This window comes from Leclercia sp. GHBNCSD, assembly GCF_055805075.1.
Map to the genome: position 1 here is coordinate 1699147 of NZ_JBQVYO010000001.1, position 17967 is coordinate 1717113.

15 protein-coding genes and 1 pseudogene are annotated in these 17967 nt (G+C 56.5%); 7 read left to right on the forward strand and 9 right to left on the reverse strand.

The features are described from left to right. Nucleotides 1-54: 54 nt before the first annotated feature. Entirely contained in the window at nt 55-1164 is a 1110-nt protein-coding gene (gene malK, locus ACT3IC_RS08295) for a maltose/maltodextrin ABC transporter ATP-binding protein MalK (RefSeq protein ID WP_103825387.1), read from the reverse strand. A gap of 370 nt (nt 1165-1534) precedes the next feature. Here malK and malE point away from each other — a divergent pair, with 370 nt between their 5' ends. The 3 genes from malE to malG all read left to right on the forward strand — a co-directional run bounded on the left by malE (nt 1535) and on the right by malG (nt 5292). After that, nucleotides 1535-2725 (forward strand): maltose/maltodextrin ABC transporter substrate-binding protein MalE, encoded by a 1191-nt coding sequence (gene malE / locus ACT3IC_RS08300; protein WP_139156313.1) that lies wholly within the window; start codon nt 1535-1537, stop codon nt 2723-2725. 117 nt (nt 2726-2842) lie between these two features. Continuing rightward, nucleotides 2843-4387 (forward strand): maltose ABC transporter permease MalF, encoded by a 1545-nt coding sequence (malF, locus tag ACT3IC_RS08305; RefSeq protein ID WP_103177836.1) that lies wholly within the window; start codon nt 2843-2845, stop codon nt 4385-4387. Nucleotides 4388-4401: 14 nt separating this feature from the next. Continuing rightward, entirely contained in the window at nt 4402-5292 is an 891-nt protein-coding gene (malG, locus tag ACT3IC_RS08310; protein ID WP_032615951.1) for a maltose ABC transporter permease MalG, read from the forward strand. Between the two features lie 94 nt (nt 5293-5386). On the opposite strand, the gene psiE is transcribed toward malG, so the two are convergent. Next, the gene (gene psiE, locus ACT3IC_RS08315) at nt 5387-5797 is read right to left on the reverse strand and encodes a phosphate-starvation-inducible protein PsiE (protein ID WP_103825384.1); all 411 of its coding nucleotides are present in this window, start codon (nt 5795-5797) and stop codon (nt 5387-5389) included. Nucleotides 5798-5973: 176 nt separating this feature from the next. Continuing rightward, nucleotides 5974-7623 carry a glucose-6-phosphate isomerase gene (pgi, locus tag ACT3IC_RS08320; RefSeq protein WP_156653718.1) on the reverse strand — a complete coding sequence of 550 codons (1650 nt, stop codon included), beginning with the start codon at nt 7621-7623 and terminating at the stop codon, nt 5974-5976. 304 nt (nt 7624-7927) lie between these two features. On the opposite strand from pgi, the gene lysC reads away from it, so the two are divergent. After that, on the forward strand, nt 7928-9277 hold the full coding sequence (gene lysC / locus ACT3IC_RS08325) for a lysine-sensitive aspartokinase 3 (RefSeq protein WP_114388200.1): 1350 nt from the start codon (nt 7928-7930) through the stop codon (nt 9275-9277). Between the two features lie 32 nt (nt 9278-9309). Here lysC and ACT3IC_RS08330 read toward each other — a convergent pair whose 3' ends face one another. Then, entirely contained in the window at nt 9310-10098 is a 789-nt protein-coding gene (locus ACT3IC_RS08330) for a nucleotidyltransferase domain-containing protein (protein ID WP_473477111.1), read from the reverse strand. Between the two features lie 5 nt (nt 10099-10103). Next, a complete protein-coding gene (locus ACT3IC_RS08335; RefSeq protein WP_103177831.1) occupies nt 10104-11330 on the reverse strand; it encodes an RtcB family protein in 1227 nt (408 codons plus the stop codon). 221 nt (nt 11331-11551) lie between these two features. On the opposite strand from ACT3IC_RS08335, the gene rtcR reads away from it, so the two are divergent. The 3 genes from rtcR to ACT3IC_RS08350 all read left to right on the forward strand — a co-directional run bounded on the left by rtcR (nt 11552) and on the right by ACT3IC_RS08350 (nt 14523). Further along, a complete protein-coding gene (gene rtcR, locus ACT3IC_RS08340; protein ID WP_103177830.1) occupies nt 11552-13132 on the forward strand; it encodes an RNA repair transcriptional activator RtcR in 1581 nt (526 codons plus the stop codon). Nucleotides 13133-13243: 111 nt separating this feature from the next. After that, complete coding sequence (gene panS, locus ACT3IC_RS08345; protein WP_159340276.1) at nt 13244-14188, forward strand: ketopantoate/pantoate/pantothenate transporter PanS; 945 nt, start codon at nt 13244-13246, stop codon at nt 14186-14188. A 62-nt stretch (nt 14189-14250) separates the two neighbouring features. Then, complete coding sequence (locus tag ACT3IC_RS08350; protein ID WP_103177828.1) at nt 14251-14523, forward strand: YjbD family protein; 273 nt, start codon at nt 14251-14253, stop codon at nt 14521-14523. Here ACT3IC_RS08350 and rluF read toward each other — a convergent pair whose 3' ends face one another. From rluF to ACT3IC_RS08370, 4 genes and pseudogenes are all read right to left on the reverse strand, one after another. Then, nucleotides 14524-15399 carry a 23S rRNA pseudouridine(2604) synthase RluF gene (gene rluF, locus ACT3IC_RS08355; protein ID WP_103177827.1) on the reverse strand — a complete coding sequence of 292 codons (876 nt, stop codon included), beginning with the start codon at nt 15397-15399 and terminating at the stop codon, nt 14524-14526. 51 nt (nt 15400-15450) lie between these two features. Further along, nucleotides 15451-15789: a helix-turn-helix domain-containing protein gene (locus ACT3IC_RS08360; protein WP_103177826.1), complete on the reverse strand. Its 339-nt coding sequence runs from the start codon at nt 15787-15789 to the stop codon at nt 15451-15453. Then, nucleotides 15786-16083 (reverse strand): annotated as a pseudogene (locus ACT3IC_RS08365) (type II toxin-antitoxin system RelE/ParE family toxin). Before ACT3IC_RS08365 ends, ACT3IC_RS08360 begins: the two are co-directional and overlap by 4 nt. Nucleotides 16084-16251: 168 nt before the next feature. Then, nucleotides 16252-17883: a Na/Pi cotransporter family protein gene (locus ACT3IC_RS08370; protein ID WP_156653716.1), complete on the reverse strand. Its 1632-nt coding sequence runs from the start codon at nt 17881-17883 to the stop codon at nt 16252-16254. Between the last annotated feature and the right edge of the window lie 84 nt (nt 17884-17967).

Here is a 17967-nt window from a genome sequence, read left to right on the forward strand (position 1 = left end):
TTGCTTTTCTTTGAACACTTCACCTGATGGTTTCGTGCTTATTATTGGGATTGCTTAAACGCCGGGCTCTTGATGCAGCCGACGACATGCGGTGCCATCCTCACGGAACAGATGGCAGCGCTCTGGCGGCAAGCCGATAGCGAATGTGGCACCCTCTTTTACCAACACCACGTCGTTCTGGCGGTAGACCAGGTTCTGACGAATGGCTGGGATCTGGATATGAATCTGTGTTTCGTGACCTAACTGCTCAACCACCTGAACCTCGCCCTCCAGGGTCACATCAGCGATGTGGCTTGGCAGCAGATGTTCAGGACGGATCCCGAGGGACATGTTGGCCCCCACGTTGACGTTTACGCTGTCTACCGGCAGCCACACCTGCTGGCGGTTCGGCAGCTCAACCTGAACCTGATCGATGGCAGTGGCGGTGACTTTTACCGGCAAGAAGTTCATCTTTGGCGAGCCAATAAAGCCCGCAACAAAGCGGTCTGCCGGGTAGTGATAGAGCTCCAGCGGTTTACCCACCTGCGCCACGCGACCGGCATCCAGCACCACAATCTTGTCGGCGAGAGTCATCGCTTCGACCTGATCGTGGGTGACGTAAATCATGGTGCGACCAAGACGCTTGTGCAGACGGGAAATCTCAATACGCATCTGCACGCGCAGCGCGGCGTCGAGGTTCGACAGCGGCTCATCGAGCAGGAACACGCGCGGCTCTGCCACCAGCGTACGGCCAATCGCCACGCGCTGGCGCTGACCACCGGACAGGGCCTTCGGCTTACGGTCCAGCAGATGCGCCAGTTGCAACACTTCTGCAACCTGGGTCACGCGCTGGTTGATGGTCTCTTTTTTGGCGCCCGCCAGCTTGAGGCCGAACGACATGTTCTCGGCAACGGAGAGGTGGGGATAAAGCGCATAGGACTGGAAGACCATCCCGACGCCACGCTCCGCAGGCGGAATATCGTTCATGCGGGTATCGCCAATCATCAGATCGCCGCTGGTGATGGTTTCCAGACCGGCAATCATACGCAGCAGCGTGGATTTACCGCAGCCTGACGGGCCAACAAAAACCACGAATTCACCTTCCTGGATATCGAGATTGATATCTTTCGATACCACCACGTCACCCCAGGCTTTCGTTACGTTACGCAGTTCTACGCTCGCCATGCCCTACTCCCTTCGTTACAGCCTGTCATCAACAGAAACATTCAATATGGGCTGACTATGCGGTATCGGGGCATTTCGCGAATCCTCCACCCCCAGCCTTTTTTATGGGGGAGGAGGCGGGAGGATGAGAGAGTGGACTCCGCCAGCGCCCCCCGGGGGCGGAGGCAAAATTCGTGATGTCACCGGCAAAATTCATCGCTCTTTTGTGTGCGCCAGGACACATAACTGAAATTTATGCAACGCAGATCACATAAAGAGGGGGTGGGGCGTAGGGGCCAGGAGGATGGAAAGAGGATGTCAAATAAGGAGACTGAGCGACGTTGAACCACCTCAATGTATCCACAGCACATCACCAAAAAGGATGGCAGATATGAATATCAAGACTGGCGCACGCGTTTTCGCATTGTCCGCCCTTGCAGCAATGATGATTTCCGCACCTGCGCTCGCCAAAATTGAAGAAGGTAAGCTGGTAATCTGGATTAACGGCGACAAAGGCTATAACGGCCTGGCTGAAGTGGGTAAAAAATTCGAGAAAGATACCGGCATTAAAGTCACCGTTGAACACCCGGACAAGCTGGAAGAGAAATTCCCACAGGTTGCTGCAACCGGCGACGGCCCTGACATTATCTTCTGGGCCCATGACCGTTTCGGCGGCTATGCTCAGTCTGGCCTGCTGGCCGAGATCTCCCCGGATAAAGCCTTCCAGGACAAGCTGTTCCCGTTCACCTGGGACGCCGTGCGCTACAACGGCAAGCTGATCGCTTACCCGGTTGCGGTTGAATCGCTCTCCCTGATCTACAACAAAGACCTCGTACCGAACCCGCCAAAAACCTGGGAAGAGATCCCGGCGCTGGATAAAGAGCTGAAGGCGAAAGGTAAGAGCGCGCTGATGTTCAACCTGCAAGAGCCGTACTTCACCTGGCCGCTGATTGCAGCCGACGGCGGTTATGCGTTCAAGTTTGAAAACGGCAAATACGACGTGAAAGACGTCGGCGTGGACAACGCGGGCGCGAAAGCGGGTCTGACCTTCCTGGTTGACCTGATCAAGAACAAACAGATGAACGCGGATACCGATTACTCCATCGCCGAAGCGGCCTTCAACAAGGGTGAAACCGCGATGACCATCAACGGTCCGTGGGCGTGGTCCAACATCGACAAGAGCAAAATCAACTACGGCGTCGCGGTGCTGCCAACCTTCAAAGGCAAGCCGTCTAAACCGTTCGTTGGCGTGCTGAGTGCCGGTATCAACGCCGCCAGCCCGAACAAAGAGCTGGCGAAAGAGTTCCTCGAAAACTACCTGCTGACCGATCAGGGTCTGGACGAAGTGAACAAGGACAAACCGCTGGGCGCCGTCGCGCTGAAATCCTTCCAGGAGCAGCTGGCGAAAGATCCACGTATCGCCGCCACCATGAGCAACGCCGAGAAGGGCGAAATCATGCCTAACATCCCGCAGATGGCTGCCTTCTGGTACGCCACCCGTACCGCGGTGATCAACGCCGCCAGCGGTCGTCAGACTGTGGATGCTGCGCTGAAAGATGCTCAGGGTCGTATCACTAAGTAAGTAAAAGCGGCGGGTGGCGCTTCGCTTACCCGCCCTACAACTACGGTTTGAGCCGTAGGTCAGGTAAGCGGAGCGCCACCTGACAATAAGTTTTCACAGTTGTAGAGGAAGATCCCCATGGATGTCGTTAAAAAGAAACACTGGTGGCAAAGCGACACGCTGAAATGGTCAGTGATTGGTCTGCTGGGTTTGCTGGTGGGTTACCTTATTGTTTTGATGTACGCCCAGGGGGAGTACCTGTTTGCCGCCATGACGCTGATTTTAAGCTCGGTCGGCCTCTATATTTTTGCTAACCGCAAAGCCTACGCCTGGCGCTATGTCTATCCAGGCGTTGCCGGGATGGGGCTGTTTGTCCTGTTCCCGCTTATTTGCACCATCGCCATCGCTTTCACCAACTACAGCAGCACCAACCAGCTCGCCCAGGAGCGCGCCCAGCAGGTACTGATGGATCGTTCCTATCAGGCCGGTAAGACCTTTAACTTTGGTCTCTATCCCGCAGGTGACGAATGGAAGCTGGCGCTGACCGACGATGCCGCAGGCAAATATTACGTCTCCGACGCCTTTAAATTTGGCGGCGAGCAGAAACTGGCCCTGAAAGAAGCTGATGCCCTGCCGGAAGGGGAACGCGCCAACCTGCGCGTCATCACCCAGAACCGTCAGGCGCTGACCCAGATTACCGCTGAGCTGCCGGACGAAAGCAAAGTCATTATGAGCTCGCTGCGCCAGTTCTCCGGCACCCGCCCGCTGTACACGCTGGGCGATGACAGCACGCTCACCAACAACCAGACCGGCGTGAAGTACCGCCCGAATAACGACGTCGGCTTCTACCAGTCCGTGAATGCTGACGGCACCTGGGGCGACGATAAGCTCAGCCCGGGCTATACCGTCACCATCGGCTGGGATAACTTTACCCGCGTCTTTACCGACGAAGGCATTCAGAAACCGTTCTTCGCCATCTTTGTCTGGACCGTGGTCTTCTCGATACTGACCGTGATCCTGACCGTGGCCGTTGGCATGGTGCTGGCCTGCCTGGTGCAGTGGGAAGCCCTGAAAGGCAAAGCGATTTACCGCGTCCTGCTGATCCTGCCCTACGCCGTACCGTCGTTCATTTCGATTCTGATTTTCAAAGGGCTGTTCAACCAGAGCTTTGGTGAAATCAACATGATGCTGAGCAGCCTGTTTGGTATCAAACCGGCGTGGTTCAGCGACCCGACTACCGCCCGCAGCATGATCATCATCGTCAACACCTGGCTCGGCTATCCGTACATGATGATCCTGTGCATGGGGCTGCTGAAGGCGATCCCGGATGACCTGTATGAAGCGTCGGCCATGGACGGAGCCACCCCGTTCCAGAACTTCTTTAAGATTACGCTCCCGCTGCTGATCAAGCCGCTGACGCCGCTGATGATTGCCAGCTTCGCCTTTAACTTTAACAACTTCGTGTTGATTCAGCTGTTGACCAACGGTGGCCCGGACCGTCTCGGCACCACTACGCCAGCCGGTTATACCGACCTGCTCGTGAGCTACACCTACCGCATCGCCTTCGAAGGCGGCGGTGGTCAGGACTTCGGTCTGGCGGCAGCGATTGCCACCCTGATCTTCCTGCTGGTGGGCGCGCTGGCAATCGTGAACCTGAAAGCAACCCGCATGAAGTTTGACTAAGGAGGGTACTGAAAATGGCTATGGTCCAACCCAAATCGCAGAAATTACGTTTACTGATCACCCACCTGGGTCTGCTGATTTTTATCGCGGCAATCATGTTCCCGCTGCTGATGGTTATCGCCATCTCCCTGCGTTCGGGTAACTTCGCCACCGGTAGCCTGATCCCGGAGCAAATCTCCTGGGAGCACTGGAAGTTAGCGTTGGGCTTCAGCGTGGAACATGCTGATGGCCGCGTCACCCCGCCGCCGTTCCCGGTGCTGCTGTGGCTGTGGAACTCGGTGAAAGTCGCCACCATCACCGCGATCGGTATCGTGACGCTCTCCACCACCTGCGCCTACGCCTTTGCCCGTATGCGCTTCAAAGGGAAAGCGACGCTGCTGAAAGGGATGCTGATTTTCCAGATGTTCCCGGCGGTCCTGTCCCTGGTGGCGCTGTACGCCTTGTTTGACCGCCTCGGCCAGTATGTGCCGTTTATCGGTCTGAACACCCACGGTGGGGTGATTTTCGCCTACCTCGGCGGGATCGCGCTGCACGTCTGGACCATCAAAGGCTATTTCGAAACCATCGACAACTCGCTGGAAGAGGCCGCGTCGCTGGATGGCGCCACCCCGTGGCAGGCGTTCCGTCTGGTGCTGCTGCCGCTCTCCGTGCCGATTCTGGCGGTGGTCTTTATTCTGTCGTTTATCGCCGCCATCACCGAAGTGCCGGTCGCCTCACTGCTGCTGCGTGATGTGAACAGCTACACCCTGGCGGTAGGGATGCAGCAATACCTCAACCCGCAAAACTATCTGTGGGGCGACTTTGCCGCAGCCGCTGTCCTCTCCGCTATCCCGATCACCGTCGTCTTCCTGCTGGCCCAGCGCTGGCTGGTGAACGGCCTGACCGCGGGAGGCGTGAAAGGTTAAGTTTCATTGTTATTCCACTGCAACCCTCAACTTTGCCTTGATGTCTTGATCCAAACTTGTGACTGTTTTCGGCGGCCCTCGGGCCGCCCTTTTTTTATTCCCGCTTCAGTCGCTTCGAGTTGCACAGCCAGAGGGTGACCACCAGCAGCAGGATAGCCGCCGAGTAGAGCAGCACGTCGAGGGGCGATTTATGATCGACGATGATCAGTCGCACAATCGCGGTGATACCAATGTAGACAAAGTAGCGCAGCGGGAAGTGAAAGCCAGACTGAAAGTACTTGACGATCAGGGCGATAAATTCGAAGTAGAGAAAGTAAACCACCAGCCCTTCAACCAGCTCGTATTTGCTGGTTTGCTCAGGGGCGAAAAGCACATCAGCCAGATGCACCGTCTCTTTACCGAGGAAGACGACCAGGATCAGGCCAAGGCTCAGCAGACCCAGGTTCAGCACGGTCTGCAGAATGGTTGAGATAAACTCAACACGCGGGCGAGTCAGGGATGTCATACAGCACCTCATTCTCCGGGACGAGATTCCTGTATAACGCAAAAATGTGACGGGGATCTATATTTTTTGTTTATATTTTGTGCAGATCTGCCGGGCGGCACTCCGTTTGCCCGGCCTACGGGGGTTTTGTAGGCCCGGTAAGCGTAGCGCCACCGGGCAGACAGACCGCAGCAGAATTATGCGCGCCAGGCTTTATAACGGTTAATCAGACCGTTGGTAGAGCTGTCGTGGCTGCTAATATCCTGATTGTCACCCAGCTCAGGCAGGATGCGGTTAGCCAGCTGTTTGCCCAGCTCAACGCCCCACTGGTCAAAGGTGAAGATGTTCAGGATCGCGCCCTGGGTGAAGATTTTGTGCTCATACAGGGCAATCAGCGCGCCCAGGCTGAACGGGGTGATCTCACGCAGCAGGATGGAGTTAGTTGGACGGTTGCCTTCGAACACTTTGAACGGCACCACGTGATCCAGGGTCGCCGGATCTTTACCCTGATCGCGATACTCCTGCTCAACCACGTCACGCGCTTTACCGAACGCCAGCGCTTCGGTCTGCGCGAAGAAGTTCGACAGCAGCTTCGGATGGTGGTCAGACAGCGGGTTATGAGTGATAGCCGGGGCGATGAAATCGCACGGTACCATTTTGGTGCCCTGGTGGATCAGCTGGTAGAACGCGTGCTGGCCGTTGGTGCCTGGCTCACCCCAGATGATTGGGCCGGTCTGGTAATCCACGGCGTTGCCGTTACGGTCAACGTATTTACCGTTGGATTCCATGTTGCCCTGCTGGAAGTAGGCTGCGAAACGGTGCATGTACTGGTCGTACGGCAGGATCGCTTCGGTTTCTGCACCAAAGAAGTTGTTGTACCAGATACCGATCAGCGCCAGCAGTACCGGCAGGTTTTTCTCCGCCGGAGTGGTAGAGAAATGTTTGTCCATCGCATGCGCGCCGGAGAGCAGCTCAACAAAGTTGTCGTAGCCCACGGAGAGGATGATGGACAGACCGATAGCGGACCACAGGGAGTAACGACCGCCAACCCAGTCCCAGAACTCGAACATGTTGGCAGTGTCGATGCCGAACTCGCCGACCGCTTTAGCGTTGGTGGAGAGCGCCGCGAAGTGTTTCGCCACGTGCTGCTCGTCACCGGCACTCTGCAGGAACCAGTCGCGCGCGCTGTGGGCGTTGGTCATGGTTTCCTGGGTGGTGAAGGTTTTGGACGCCACCAGGAACAGGGTGCTTTCCGGGTTCACTTTTTTCAGCACTTCGGCGATGTGAGTACCATCGACGTTAGAGACAAAGTGCATGTTGAGGTGGTTTTTGTACGGGCGCAGCGCTTCGGTCACCATGAATGGGCCAAGGTCGGAGCCGCCGATACCAATATTCACCACATCGGTGATCGGTTTGCCGGTGTAGCCTTTCCACTGACCTGAGATGATTGCTTCCGAGAAGGTTTTCATCTTTTCCAGCACGGCGTTCACTTCAGGCATCACATCTTTGCCGTCAACGATGATTGGAGTATTGCTACGGTTACGCAGTGCAACATGCAGTACGGCGCGATCTTCAGTACGGTTGATCTTCTCGCCAGAGAACATGGACTTGATGGCACCGCTCAGATCGGTCTCTTTCGCCAGATCCTGCAGTTTTGCCAGCGTCTCTTCAGTGATGCGGTTTTTGGAAAAATCGACCAGCATCTGATCGTCAAACGTCGCGGAGAACTTATTGAAACGATCGCCGTCTTTCGCGAACAGCTCCGCGATAGTAACGTCTTTCATCTCATCAAAGTGTTTCTGTAATGCCTGCCAGGCTGCAGTCTGCGTTGGGTTGATATTTTTCATAGCAATACTCTTCTGAATTGAGAATTGTGACCTCGGTCGATTGTAGCCTCTGCCGCTAAAAATTGTGATGGTTTTTATGCCATTGGCCTGGCTTGCATCAAGTGCAGTGCAAAAGCTCCAAAAGTATAGCTGTTATAAGTCCTGTTTCTCATATGGAATGCAGCATGAAAAATCCGCATAATCCCAGCGTTGACAGGATCCCCTGCACATTTTATTTATACACACGGTATTTGCGCCTGCACCGATAAAACTATTTTGTCCTTGTGCCATGGTCGCTTTTTTCCTTCCCTGACACGAGGTTGTTATGACGAGTTTTGTTGTCGCCAAGTTTGGCGGTACCAGCGTGGCCGATTTTGATGCCATGAACCGCAGCGCCGATGTGGTGCTGGCCGATCCGAATACCCGGCTGGTGGTGTTGTCCGCTTCGGCGGGCGTCACTAATCTGCTGGTAGCCCTGGCAGAAGGGCTGGAAGCGAGCGAGCGCCAGGCGAAGCTGGAAGCGCTGCACAAAATTCAGTTCGATATCCTTAGCCGTCTGCGCGATCCGAGCGTCATCAGCGAAGAGATTGAGCGCCTGCTGGAAAATATCATCACCCTGGCCGAAGCCGCCTCTCTGGCCACCTCCACCGCCCTGACCGACGAGCTGGTCAGCCACGGTGAGCTGATGTCGACCCTGCTGTTTGTCGAAGTGCTGCGCGAGCGTAACGTTCAGTCGCAGTGGTTTGACGTGCGTAAAGTGCTGCGCACCAGCGATCGCTTTGGCCGTGCCGAGCCGGATATTGAGGCCATTGCCGAGCTAACCACCCAACAGCTGGCGCCGCGCCTGGCGGAGGGGATTGTCATTACCCAGGGCTTTATCGGTAGCGAAGCCAAAGGCCGCACCACCACGCTGGGCCGTGGCGGCAGCGACTACACCGCAGCCCTGCTGGGCGAGGCGCTGCGCGCCTCCCGCGTGGATATCTGGACGGACGTGCCGGGCATTTACACCACCGACCCGCGCGTGGTGCCGGCGGCAAAACGTATTGACGAGATTGCCTTTGAAGAGGCCGCCGAGATGGCGACCTTCGGCGCGAAAGTGCTGCACCCGGCGACATTACTGCCGGCAGTGCGCAGCGATATTCCTGTGTTCGTCGGCTCCAGCAAGGATCCAAAAGCGGGCGGCACCATGGTGTGCAACACCACCGAAAACCCACCGCTGTTCCGCGCCATCGCCCTGCGTCGCAAACAGACCCTGCTGACCCTGCACAGCCTGAGCATGCTGCACTCCCGCGGCTTCCTGGCCGAGGTATTCAGCATTCTGGCGCGCCACAGCATCTCGGTTGATCTGGTCACCACCTCAGAGGTGAACATCGCCCTGACGCTGGACACCACCGGCTCAACCTCCACCGGCGATACCCTGCTGACGCAATCTCTGCTGATGGAGCTCTCTGAGCTGTGCCGCGTCGAGGTGGAAGAAGATCTCGCCCTGGTGGCGATCATCGGTAACGAGCTGTCCCGCGCCAGCGGCGTGGGCAAAGAGGTGTTTGGCGTGCTGGATCCGTTTAACATCCGCATGATTTGCTATGGCGCATCCAGCTACAACCTCTGCTTCCTGGTACCAGGCCATGAAGCCGAGCAGGTCGTGCAGAAACTGCATCATAACTTGTTTGAATAACAAAAAAGGGCCCGGACAACCGGGCCCTTTTTTTATCCTGCCAGCACCGTTCTCATCAGCAGCGCATCCAGCGAGGCTACCTTGCCATGACGGCTGTCCGGCAGCGTGGGCGGGTTTTCGCCCCGCGCCAGCTCCTGGGTGATGAAAGCGTGCAGTAAAGGGCGTCTGGAGCCATATTGCGCTTCCCCGGCACGCTGTTTTATTGCCAGCAGGGCATCGATTTCCTGACGTAATGGCGCATCAAGCTCGCTTCCCGCCAGCAGTTCAGCGAAACGCATCGGCGGCATCCCTTTTCCGGCCTCCACCCACCGCACTGCCAGCAGCGGACGCAGGACGTAAAAGTACTTCTTCAGCCGCACCTCTTCGCTCTGTAAATAACCGCGGAAGTTTTTACGCGCCATAGAGTAGTAGTGCCAGCGCGCACGCACGGGTGAAAACCAGGCGGGTACCTGCGCGCGCAGCTCCGTGATTACCGTATCGCTCTGCTGATAGACCACCGGCGAATCCAGCCACTCGATAAGCGTGGGGTTGGCCGCTTTCAGCAAACCCAGCGCCTTGCGCCACTCCCAGCCGCTTATGTCCAGTTCGTCGTCTATGGGCAGCTCGATCACATCCCGCTGCGGTTCGACGCGCAAATACCAGTCAGGTTTATGCACATACAGGAAGCGCACGTCATAATCGCTGTCCGGCGACGCAAAGCCCCAGCCCCGGCTGCCCGACTCACAGGCGTACAGCACGGACACATTGAACCGTTGCTCTATCTCGTTAAGTTGCTGCCGCACGCGCTCGCGCATGGCGGCATCTACATCGTTATCAGCCATCTCTTTTATCCTTTTACACAGACCACCTGGCGCAAGGTATGGACGATTTCGACCAGCGACGCCTGCGCCGCCATGACGGCATCGATATCTTTATAGGCCATCGGGATCTCATCGATGACCTCGCTGTCTTTTCTGCACTCGACGTGGGCCGTGGCACGAACCTGATCGGCAACGGTGAAGCGTTTTTTGGCCGCCGTGCGGCTCATCACCCGCCCTGCCCCATGACTGCAGGAGCAGAAGCTCTCTTCATTGCCCAGGCCGCGCACGATAAAGCTTTTCGCCCCCATCGACCCGGGGATGATCCCCATCTCGCCCTTCTGCGCCGACACCGCCCCTTTGCGCGTCACCAGAACCTCTTCACCAAAATGACGCTCTTTCTGGACATAGTTGTGATGGCAATTCACCGCCTCCTGCTGCGTGAGGAAAGGCTTTGGCACAATGCGCGAGAGCGCGGCCAGCACGCGGGACATCATCACCTCGCGGTTATGGCGCGCAAAATCCTGTGCCCACTCCACGGCTTCGATGTAGTCGTTATAGTGCCGGCTCCCCTCCTGGAAATAGGCCAGGTTTCTGTCAGGCAGGTTGGCAATATGCTGCTGCATATCCTTCTGCGCCAGCGTGATAAACACGTTGCCGATGGCATTGCCCACGCCACGCGAACCGCTGTGCAGCATGACCCAGACGCGTTGCTGCTCATCCAGGCAGATCTCGATAAAGTGGTTCCCGGTGCCCAGCGTCCCCAGATGCTGATGGTTATTGGTTTTCAGCAGTTGCGGATATTTATCCGTCAGCCGTTTGAAGCGCGGCGCCAGCCGGGCCCAGTGGTTATCCACCTCATCCGGCGTCTTTGCCCATGCTCCCTTGTCGCGACGGGAGCGAGTGTTGGTCCGCCCGTGCGGCACCGCCTGTTCAATGGCGCTGCGCAGTCCGTGAAGGTTATCCGGCAGATCGCCTGCCAGCAGAGATGTCCGCACGGCAATCATCCCGCAACCAATATCCACCCCCACCGCCGCGGGAATGATCGCCCCTTTAGTGGGGATTACGCTGCCAATGGTGGAGCCTTTTCCGAGATGCACATCCGGCATCACCGCCAGATGCTTAAAAATAAACGGCATCTTTGCGGTATTGAGCAACTGTTCGCGCGCCTCTGGCTCAACGGGCACCCCGTGCGTCCACATTTTTACCGGTGCGCTGTGCTGCGCGCTTAAAACATCAAAATCAGTCTGTTTCATGGTACTCACCCTCAGGGTCGCCTGAAACTTTCACGGCCAACCCATTTACTTTGTCTGTTAGTAACAGGTATTGCCAGAAGCGTGCCAAAAGGTACAGCCAGCACCGATTAAATATATCTCATTGATTAAACTGAAATTAACTTAGAAGCCCTTCACGGACATTGCTTAATCCACAGAATATTTTTATCTTTCAATATCAGTTTTTATCTTTCAGGATAAACATGAAAAAGCGGCGAGTGGTTATTGGGGTACTGGGTACGGTGATGGATAAGCGCGGCAAGCGGGCTAACCGCTTACGTAAATGGCGCCCAACGGTCGCACTTTGTCTGCAGCCCGATCTCCCCGTCGACAGGCTTGAACTACTCCACCAGCCGCAGGACCGGGGGATGGCGGAACAGATAACGGAAGATATCAGCCAGCTTTCCCCACATACCACCGTGCGCGCATGTCCCGTCACCATAGCCGATCCCTGGGATTTTGAAGAGGTCTACGCCGCCTTCCTCGACTTCGCCACACACTATCAGTTTGACACCGAACATGAAGAGTACCTGGTCCATATCACCACCGGCACGCACGTGGCGCAGATTTGCTGGTTTTTGCTGACCGAAGCGCGGTATCTCCCCGCCAGCCTGATCCAGACCGGCCCTGCCAGCAGGGAGGCGCCAGAAGAGGCCGTCCCCGTCGGACGTTATTCGATCATCGACCTGGATTTAAGCCGTTATGCCACATTGACCAGCCGCTTTCAGCGTGAACAGCAGGAATCCGTTTCGTTCCTGAAAGCCGGGATTGATACCCGCAATGCCACCTTCAACGCCCTGATCGATCAGATTGAGCGTGTGGCGCTGCGCTCAACCGCTCCTCTCCTGCTGACTGGCCCAACGGGGGCCGGAAAATCGTTTCTCGCCAATCGTATTTACCAGCTTAAGCAATCTCGTCATCAGCTTTCCGGCAGGCTGGTGGCGGTAAACTGCGCTACGCTGCGGGGCGACAACGCCATGTCGACTCTTTTTGGCCATGTTAAAGGGGCATTTACCGGGGCAGTCGCCGCCCGCGCCGGGCTGCTGCGTGAGGCCGACGGCGGCGTGCTGTTCTTAGATGAGATTGCCGAACTGGGTCTCGATGAACAGGCCATGCTGTTAAAAGCTATCGAAGAAAAAACCTTCTTCCCGTTTGGCTCCGATAAAGAGGTCAGGAGCGATTTTCAGCTGATTGCCGGCACGCACCGGGATATGCGCCAGTGGGTGGCGGAAGGTCGTTTTCGCGAAGATCTCTACGCCCGTATCAATATGTGGAGTTTTGCCCTGCCCGGCCTGGCGCAGCGCCGGGAAGATATCGCCCCCAACGTGGAGTACGAACTGCAACGCTTTGCGACCGAAGCACAATCTCAGGTTCGCTTCGACAAAGAGGCGCGCGAGCGCTATCTGCGTTTTGCTGACTCTCCGCAGGCGTTATGGCGCGGTAACTTTCGTGAACTGGGCTCTTCTGTGGCGCGAATGGCCACGCTTGCCGAGCAGGGTCGCATCACGCTGGCATTGGTTGAGGAGGAAATTGCCCGTCTGCTTAGTGACTGGCAGGCTGTTTCGCTACCGGCTACGGCAGAAATGGCGATCGACCTTTTCGATTTGCGTCAACTGGAAACCGTGCTGGAGGTATGTCGCCGCAGTGCCTCCTTGTCTGAGGCCGGACGCGAACTTTTTGCCGTCTCGCGTTTGAAAAAAGCGAATCCTAACGATGCCGACAGGCTCCGCAAATATCTGGCCCGCTTTGGCCTGAGCTGGGAGAGCGTACGTCAGCGATCATGAATATTATTTGATTGAACAAAATTACTTAGCACGATAAACAATACCTCTAAGCCGGGCTCGATCCCGGCTTTTTTAATAACGACACAACACAACAAATCGCAAGGAATCTGTATGTTATCCGCCATCACCCGGCTGTTCCCGCTATGGGCGCTGCTGCTCTCTGTTATAGCCTATTATACGCCCACCACGTTTACCCCTGTCGGCCCGTGGGTCACTACGTTGCTGATGCTGATTATGTTCGGCATGGGCGTGCACCTGAAAATCGACGATTTTAAACGCGTCCTGTCACGTCCCGCCCCGGTCGCGGCGGGGATCTTTCTGCACTATCTGGTGATGCCCCTGGCAGCATGGGCGCTCGCTATCGCCTTTAAGATGCCGCCAGACCTCTCCGCCGGGATGGTGCTGGTGGGCAGCGTGGCCAGCGGTACCGCCTCCAACGTGATGATCTATCTGGCGAAAGGAGATGTGGCGCTGTCGGTGACTATCTCCTCCGTCTCCACCCTGGTTGGCGTGGTCGCCACTCCACTGCTGACCCGTCTGTATGTGGATGCCCACATTCAGGTGGATGTGATGGGAATGCTGCTGAGCATTCTGCAAATCGTGGTGATCCCGATTGCGCTGGGGCTGGTGATTCATCATCTGTTCCCACGGCTGGTGAAAGCCGTTGAGCCGTACCTGCCGGCGTTTTCCATGGTCTGCATTCTGGCGATCATCAGCGCCGTGGTCGCCGGTTCTGCGGCGCATATTGCCTCTGTCGGTTTTGTGGTGATTATCGCCGTGGTGCTGCACAACATTATTGGCCTGATGGGCGGCTACTGGGGCGGGAAGCTGTTCGGCTTTGACGAATCCACCTGCCGCACGCTGGCGATTGAAGTGGGGATGCAGAACTCCGGCCTGGCCGCGGCCCTCGGCAAAATTTACTTCTCGCCGCTGGCTGCGCTGCCGGGCGCGCTCTTCTCGGTATGGCATAACCTTTCCGGCTCGCTGCTGGCGGGTTACTGGTCGGGTAAGCCGCTCGAGGGACAAAAGAAAAGCGATGTGGTGAAGGAAGGTTAATTCACTTCGCCGCAGCGAAGGCATGCTTTACACTGAAGCCTCTTTCACAGGAGGCTTCAGGTATGTCCACACCAAGATTGACCCAGAAAGAGATGACGGAAAGCGAGCAGCGCGAACTGAAAACTCTGCTCGACCGCGCGCGTATCGCCCATGGCCGTCTGCTGACCAACGCCGAAACCAATCACCTCAAAAAAGAGTACATCGACAAACTGATGGCGCAGCGTGAGCTGGATGCCAAAAAAGCCCGCAAACTTCGAAAAGAGCAGGCTTATAAAGTAGATAAAGAGGCGACGTTTTCCTGGTCGGCGAATACCCCAACCCGTGGAAGGCGCTGATTAGCGCCCTTTCTTTTTACGGCCTGGCGACGTAAAGCGCTTTCCGTTTCCGGCAGGCTTCGCCCGGCTTTTCTCTTCCGATTGCGGAGCCTTAACCACCGGGCGTTTGATGCCCTGGGTTTTCGGTTTGGCTTTGGCTTTGGGTTTTGCTTCCGAGGATGAATTCTCAATCAGCTTAAAGAGCTCAATCAGTTCATCATCGGTCAGATCGCGCCACTCGCCCAGCGGGATGCCGGAGAGGCTGACGTTCATGATGCGCGTACGTTCCAGCTTCGTCACGTCGTAACCGAAATATTCGCACATGCGGCGGATCTGCCGGTTTAACCCCTGAACCAGGGTAATGCGGAACGCGAACGGCGCCTCTTTCTTCACCTTGCACTTTTTCGTCACCGTGCCGAGGATCGGAACGCCTGCCCCCATGCCGCGGATAAAGTCGTCCGTCACCGGTTTGTTAACCGTGACGATGTACTCTTTTTCGTGGTCGTTACCGGCACGCAGGATCTTGTTCACCAGATCGCCGTGGTTGGTGAGGAAAATCAACCCCTGGGAGTCTTTGTCCAGGCGGCCAATCGGGAAGATACGGCTGCTGTGGTTGACGAAATCCACGATGTTGTCACGCTCGCCATCTTCCGTGGTACTGACAATGCCAACCGGTTTATTCAGCGCGATAAACACCAGGTCTTCTGCGTTACGGGGCTCGATCGTTTGACCATTCACTTTGACCACATCGCCAGGAACGACCTGATCGCCAATGGTGGCGCGTTTACCGTTGATAAACACGTTGCCCTGTTCGATGTAACGATCAGCCTCGCGGCGCGAGCAGATCCCGCTCTCGCTAATGTATTTGTTTAATCGGGTGGATTGAGTTGGCAGCATAATTTCTCCTGTAGAGGCGAAATATACCTTAGGTTTCGGCTGGTAAAAAGATCAGCCTACCGTCACTGAGACAGGTTTCCCAAGTTTGCTGAGCATCATCACCAGGGTATCAAGAGTAAACTTGCTGGTTTTAAGATTCACGACATCTGACACACGCGGTCGTGAGACATTGAGCTTCTCCGCGGCGTCCGCCTGACGAAGGTTATGCTCAGCAATCCATGCTGAAATTTCTTGCATCAGCTGTCGTTTAAGCAGCAACAGTTGTTCGACTTCTTTCTGGGCATCCTCCTGCAGATGTTTAGATTCATGCTCGTTAAAGCCGAGTTCGGCAAAAATATTTGCCTCTGTAGGGGTGATATGGCGAATTTTACAATCAATGGCCTGACTCATTTTCCACTCCTTAGCTCCTCCATTACGCTCTGAAAACGCGCTTTCGCGATACGCTTATCGTGCTCGGATGTACGTCGGATTTTTTTTTATAAAACAGTGCAGGATATAAACAGCCTCTTCAAAACGGGCCAGGTAGAGGATACGGTAAGCCCCTGAACTACTGCGCAATCTGACTTCTTCCACGCCTCTGCCAATCTCTGTCATTGGCTTCCAGTCTGCCGCCTCTAACCCTGCCTGCAGGCGGTGCAACTGATAGCCAGCCTCCCGGCGGACCTCTTCGGGAAAACAGAGCAAATCATCGAACGCACTCCCTACCTAGGCTATCGGGCGCAGGGTCGGTCTTTCTGGCAGCATAACACATCCCTGTATAAAATTTTATACATATCATCCATGGCATAACATTAAACCAGGCGATGTGTTTACTCACGCCTCGCCGCTCCGTTCTGCGAGGCGCTTTCCAGATCAATACTCATCCCGATCATCGTCCTCATCCGGCTGCTCCATGACGCTGTAAGCCACCGCGCAGAACAGGGAGTTAAGGCGCTTCATGTCGCCAAGCAGCCCCAGGTGCAGGGAGCTGGTCTCAATGCTTTGCACGTTCTGCTGGTGCAGACGGTCAACGTGCGCGTGGGAATAGCGACGGTTGAGAATACGGAACCGGTGTTTATTACGGCGCAGACGGCGGGCGCTGGGTACGTCGCCGGAGAAAAAGACCGACATCGCCAGCTTAAGGTTAGCGAGCAGCTGATCGTGCAGTGCATCCAGCTCTTTAACCCCTTCCAGGGAGAATGCCCGGCGGGCCGCCAGCGATTTGTCGGCGATTTCGCTCCCCATGCGCTCGACGATATCGGAGGCCTGCTCCAGGTTGAGCGACATTTCGATGATCTCCGCCCAGCGGCGGGACTCCTCTTCCGCCAGCTCATCTTTTGGCATCCGCGCCAGATAGAGTTTGATGGCGGTATAGAGCACGTTGATATCGTCGGCGAGTTTACGCAGCGCTTTCTCTTCCCGCGGCTCGCCATGCACCACCTTTTTCAGCCCCTCCAGCATTAACTCCATTGCATCGCCCATGCGCAGCGTTTCGCGGGCGGCATTGGCCAGTGCCAGCGCCGGGGTATCCAGCGCGCTGGTATCAAGATGTTTCGGTTTCAGACGGGTATCAAGCTCCGGTTCATCACGGATGATACGTTCACAGAAGCGCGCCATTGGCCCAGCAAAGGGCACCATCGCCACGCAGCGCACCAGGTTATAGAAGACGTGGAAGTAGATGACCATCTCCGATTCCGGCAGCGACAGGTTATCCATCAGGTCCGCCAGCGGCTTAACGAACGGCAGAATAATCAGGCTTCCCACCAGCTTAAACAGCAGACTGCCAAGCGCTACGCGGCGCGCTGCGGCATTGGCGGCGCTGTTGTTTAGTACCGCCAGCAGGCCGGAGCCAAGGTTCGCACCAATCACCAGACAGAGGGCGACCGGGAAGGAGATGATCCCCGCCGCGGTCAGGGTCGCGGTTAACAGTACCGCCGCCAGGCTGGAGTAGCTGATAAGCGCAAACACCGCACCAATCAACGCATCCAGCATGATGTCGCCGGTCAGCGAAGCGAAGATAACCTGGACGCCGCTCGCCTGCGTAATGGGGGTGACGGCCTGAACGATCAGCTCCAGGGCCAGCAGAATCAGCCCAAGGCCGATCCCCACGCGCCCCAGCTGTCCGGCCCGGGTCTGCTTACGGCCAAGGAAAAATATCACGCCGATAAAGATCAGCAGCGGCGACAGCCAGGAGAGATCAAAGGTCAATACCCGCGCCATCAGCGCGGTCCCTACATCGGCACCGAGAACAATCACCAGCGCAGGCGTCAGCGCCACCAGATCCTGGGCCACAAACGAGGTGACCAGCATGGTGGTGGCATTACTGCTTTGCACCAGCGCGGTGACGCCAATGCCTGCGCAGAACGCGAGCGGCTTTTTCTCAACGCTGCGGCTGAGAACGGTACGTAAGCGGGCGCCAAAAACGCGCATTACGCCGGTACGGACAATATGGGTGCCCCAGACCAGCAACGCCACGGCAGAAAGCAGATGTAGCAGAGTCAGCACGGATACAGGTTCTCCTTTTCGTTATGCGTTGTCCTGAGGCTCATTGCGCGCGGTATTGCCGGATGGCGGCTACGCCTTATCCGG

Bases quoted from the DNA above. Each gene is read 5' to 3' on its own strand.
- lysC (WP_114388200.1), top strand. From the start codon at position 7,928: ATGACGAGTTTTGTTGTCGCCAAGTTTGGCGGTACCAGCGTGGCCGAT.
- ACT3IC_RS08335 (WP_103177831.1), bottom strand. From the start codon at position 11,330: ATGAAACAGACTGATTTTGATGTTTTAAGCGCGCAGCACAGCGCACCG.
- rluF (WP_103177827.1), bottom strand. From the start codon at position 15,399: ATGCTGCCAACTCAATCCACCCGATTAAACAAATACATTAGCGAGAGC.
- ACT3IC_RS08360 (WP_103177826.1), bottom strand. From the start codon at position 15,789: ATGAGTCAGGCCATTGATTGTAAAATTCGCCATATCACCCCTACAGAG.
- malG (WP_032615951.1), top strand. From the start codon at position 4,402: ATGGCTATGGTCCAACCCAAATCGCAGAAATTACGTTTACTGATCACC.
- panS (WP_159340276.1), top strand. From the start codon at position 13,244: ATGTTATCCGCCATCACCCGGCTGTTCCCGCTATGGGCGCTGCTGCTC.
- malF (WP_103177836.1), top strand. From the start codon at position 2,843: ATGGATGTCGTTAAAAAGAAACACTGGTGGCAAAGCGACACGCTGAAA.
- rtcR (WP_103177830.1), top strand. From the start codon at position 11,552: ATGAAAAAGCGGCGAGTGGTTATTGGGGTACTGGGTACGGTGATGGAT.
- malK (WP_103825387.1), bottom strand. From the start codon at position 1,164: ATGGCGAGCGTAGAACTGCGTAACGTAACGAAAGCCTGGGGTGACGTG.
- psiE (WP_103825384.1), bottom strand. From the start codon at position 5,797: ATGACATCCCTGACTCGCCCGCGTGTTGAGTTTATCTCAACCATTCTG.
- ACT3IC_RS08350 (WP_103177828.1), top strand. From the start codon at position 14,251: ATGTCCACACCAAGATTGACCCAGAAAGAGATGACGGAAAGCGAGCAG.
- ACT3IC_RS08330 (WP_473477111.1), bottom strand. From the start codon at position 10,098: ATGGCTGATAACGATGTAGATGCCGCCATGCGCGAGCGCGTGCGGCAG.
- pgi (WP_156653718.1), bottom strand. From the start codon at position 7,623: ATGAAAAATATCAACCCAACGCAGACTGCAGCCTGGCAGGCATTACAG.
- malE (WP_139156313.1), top strand. From the start codon at position 1,535: ATGAATATCAAGACTGGCGCACGCGTTTTCGCATTGTCCGCCCTTGCA.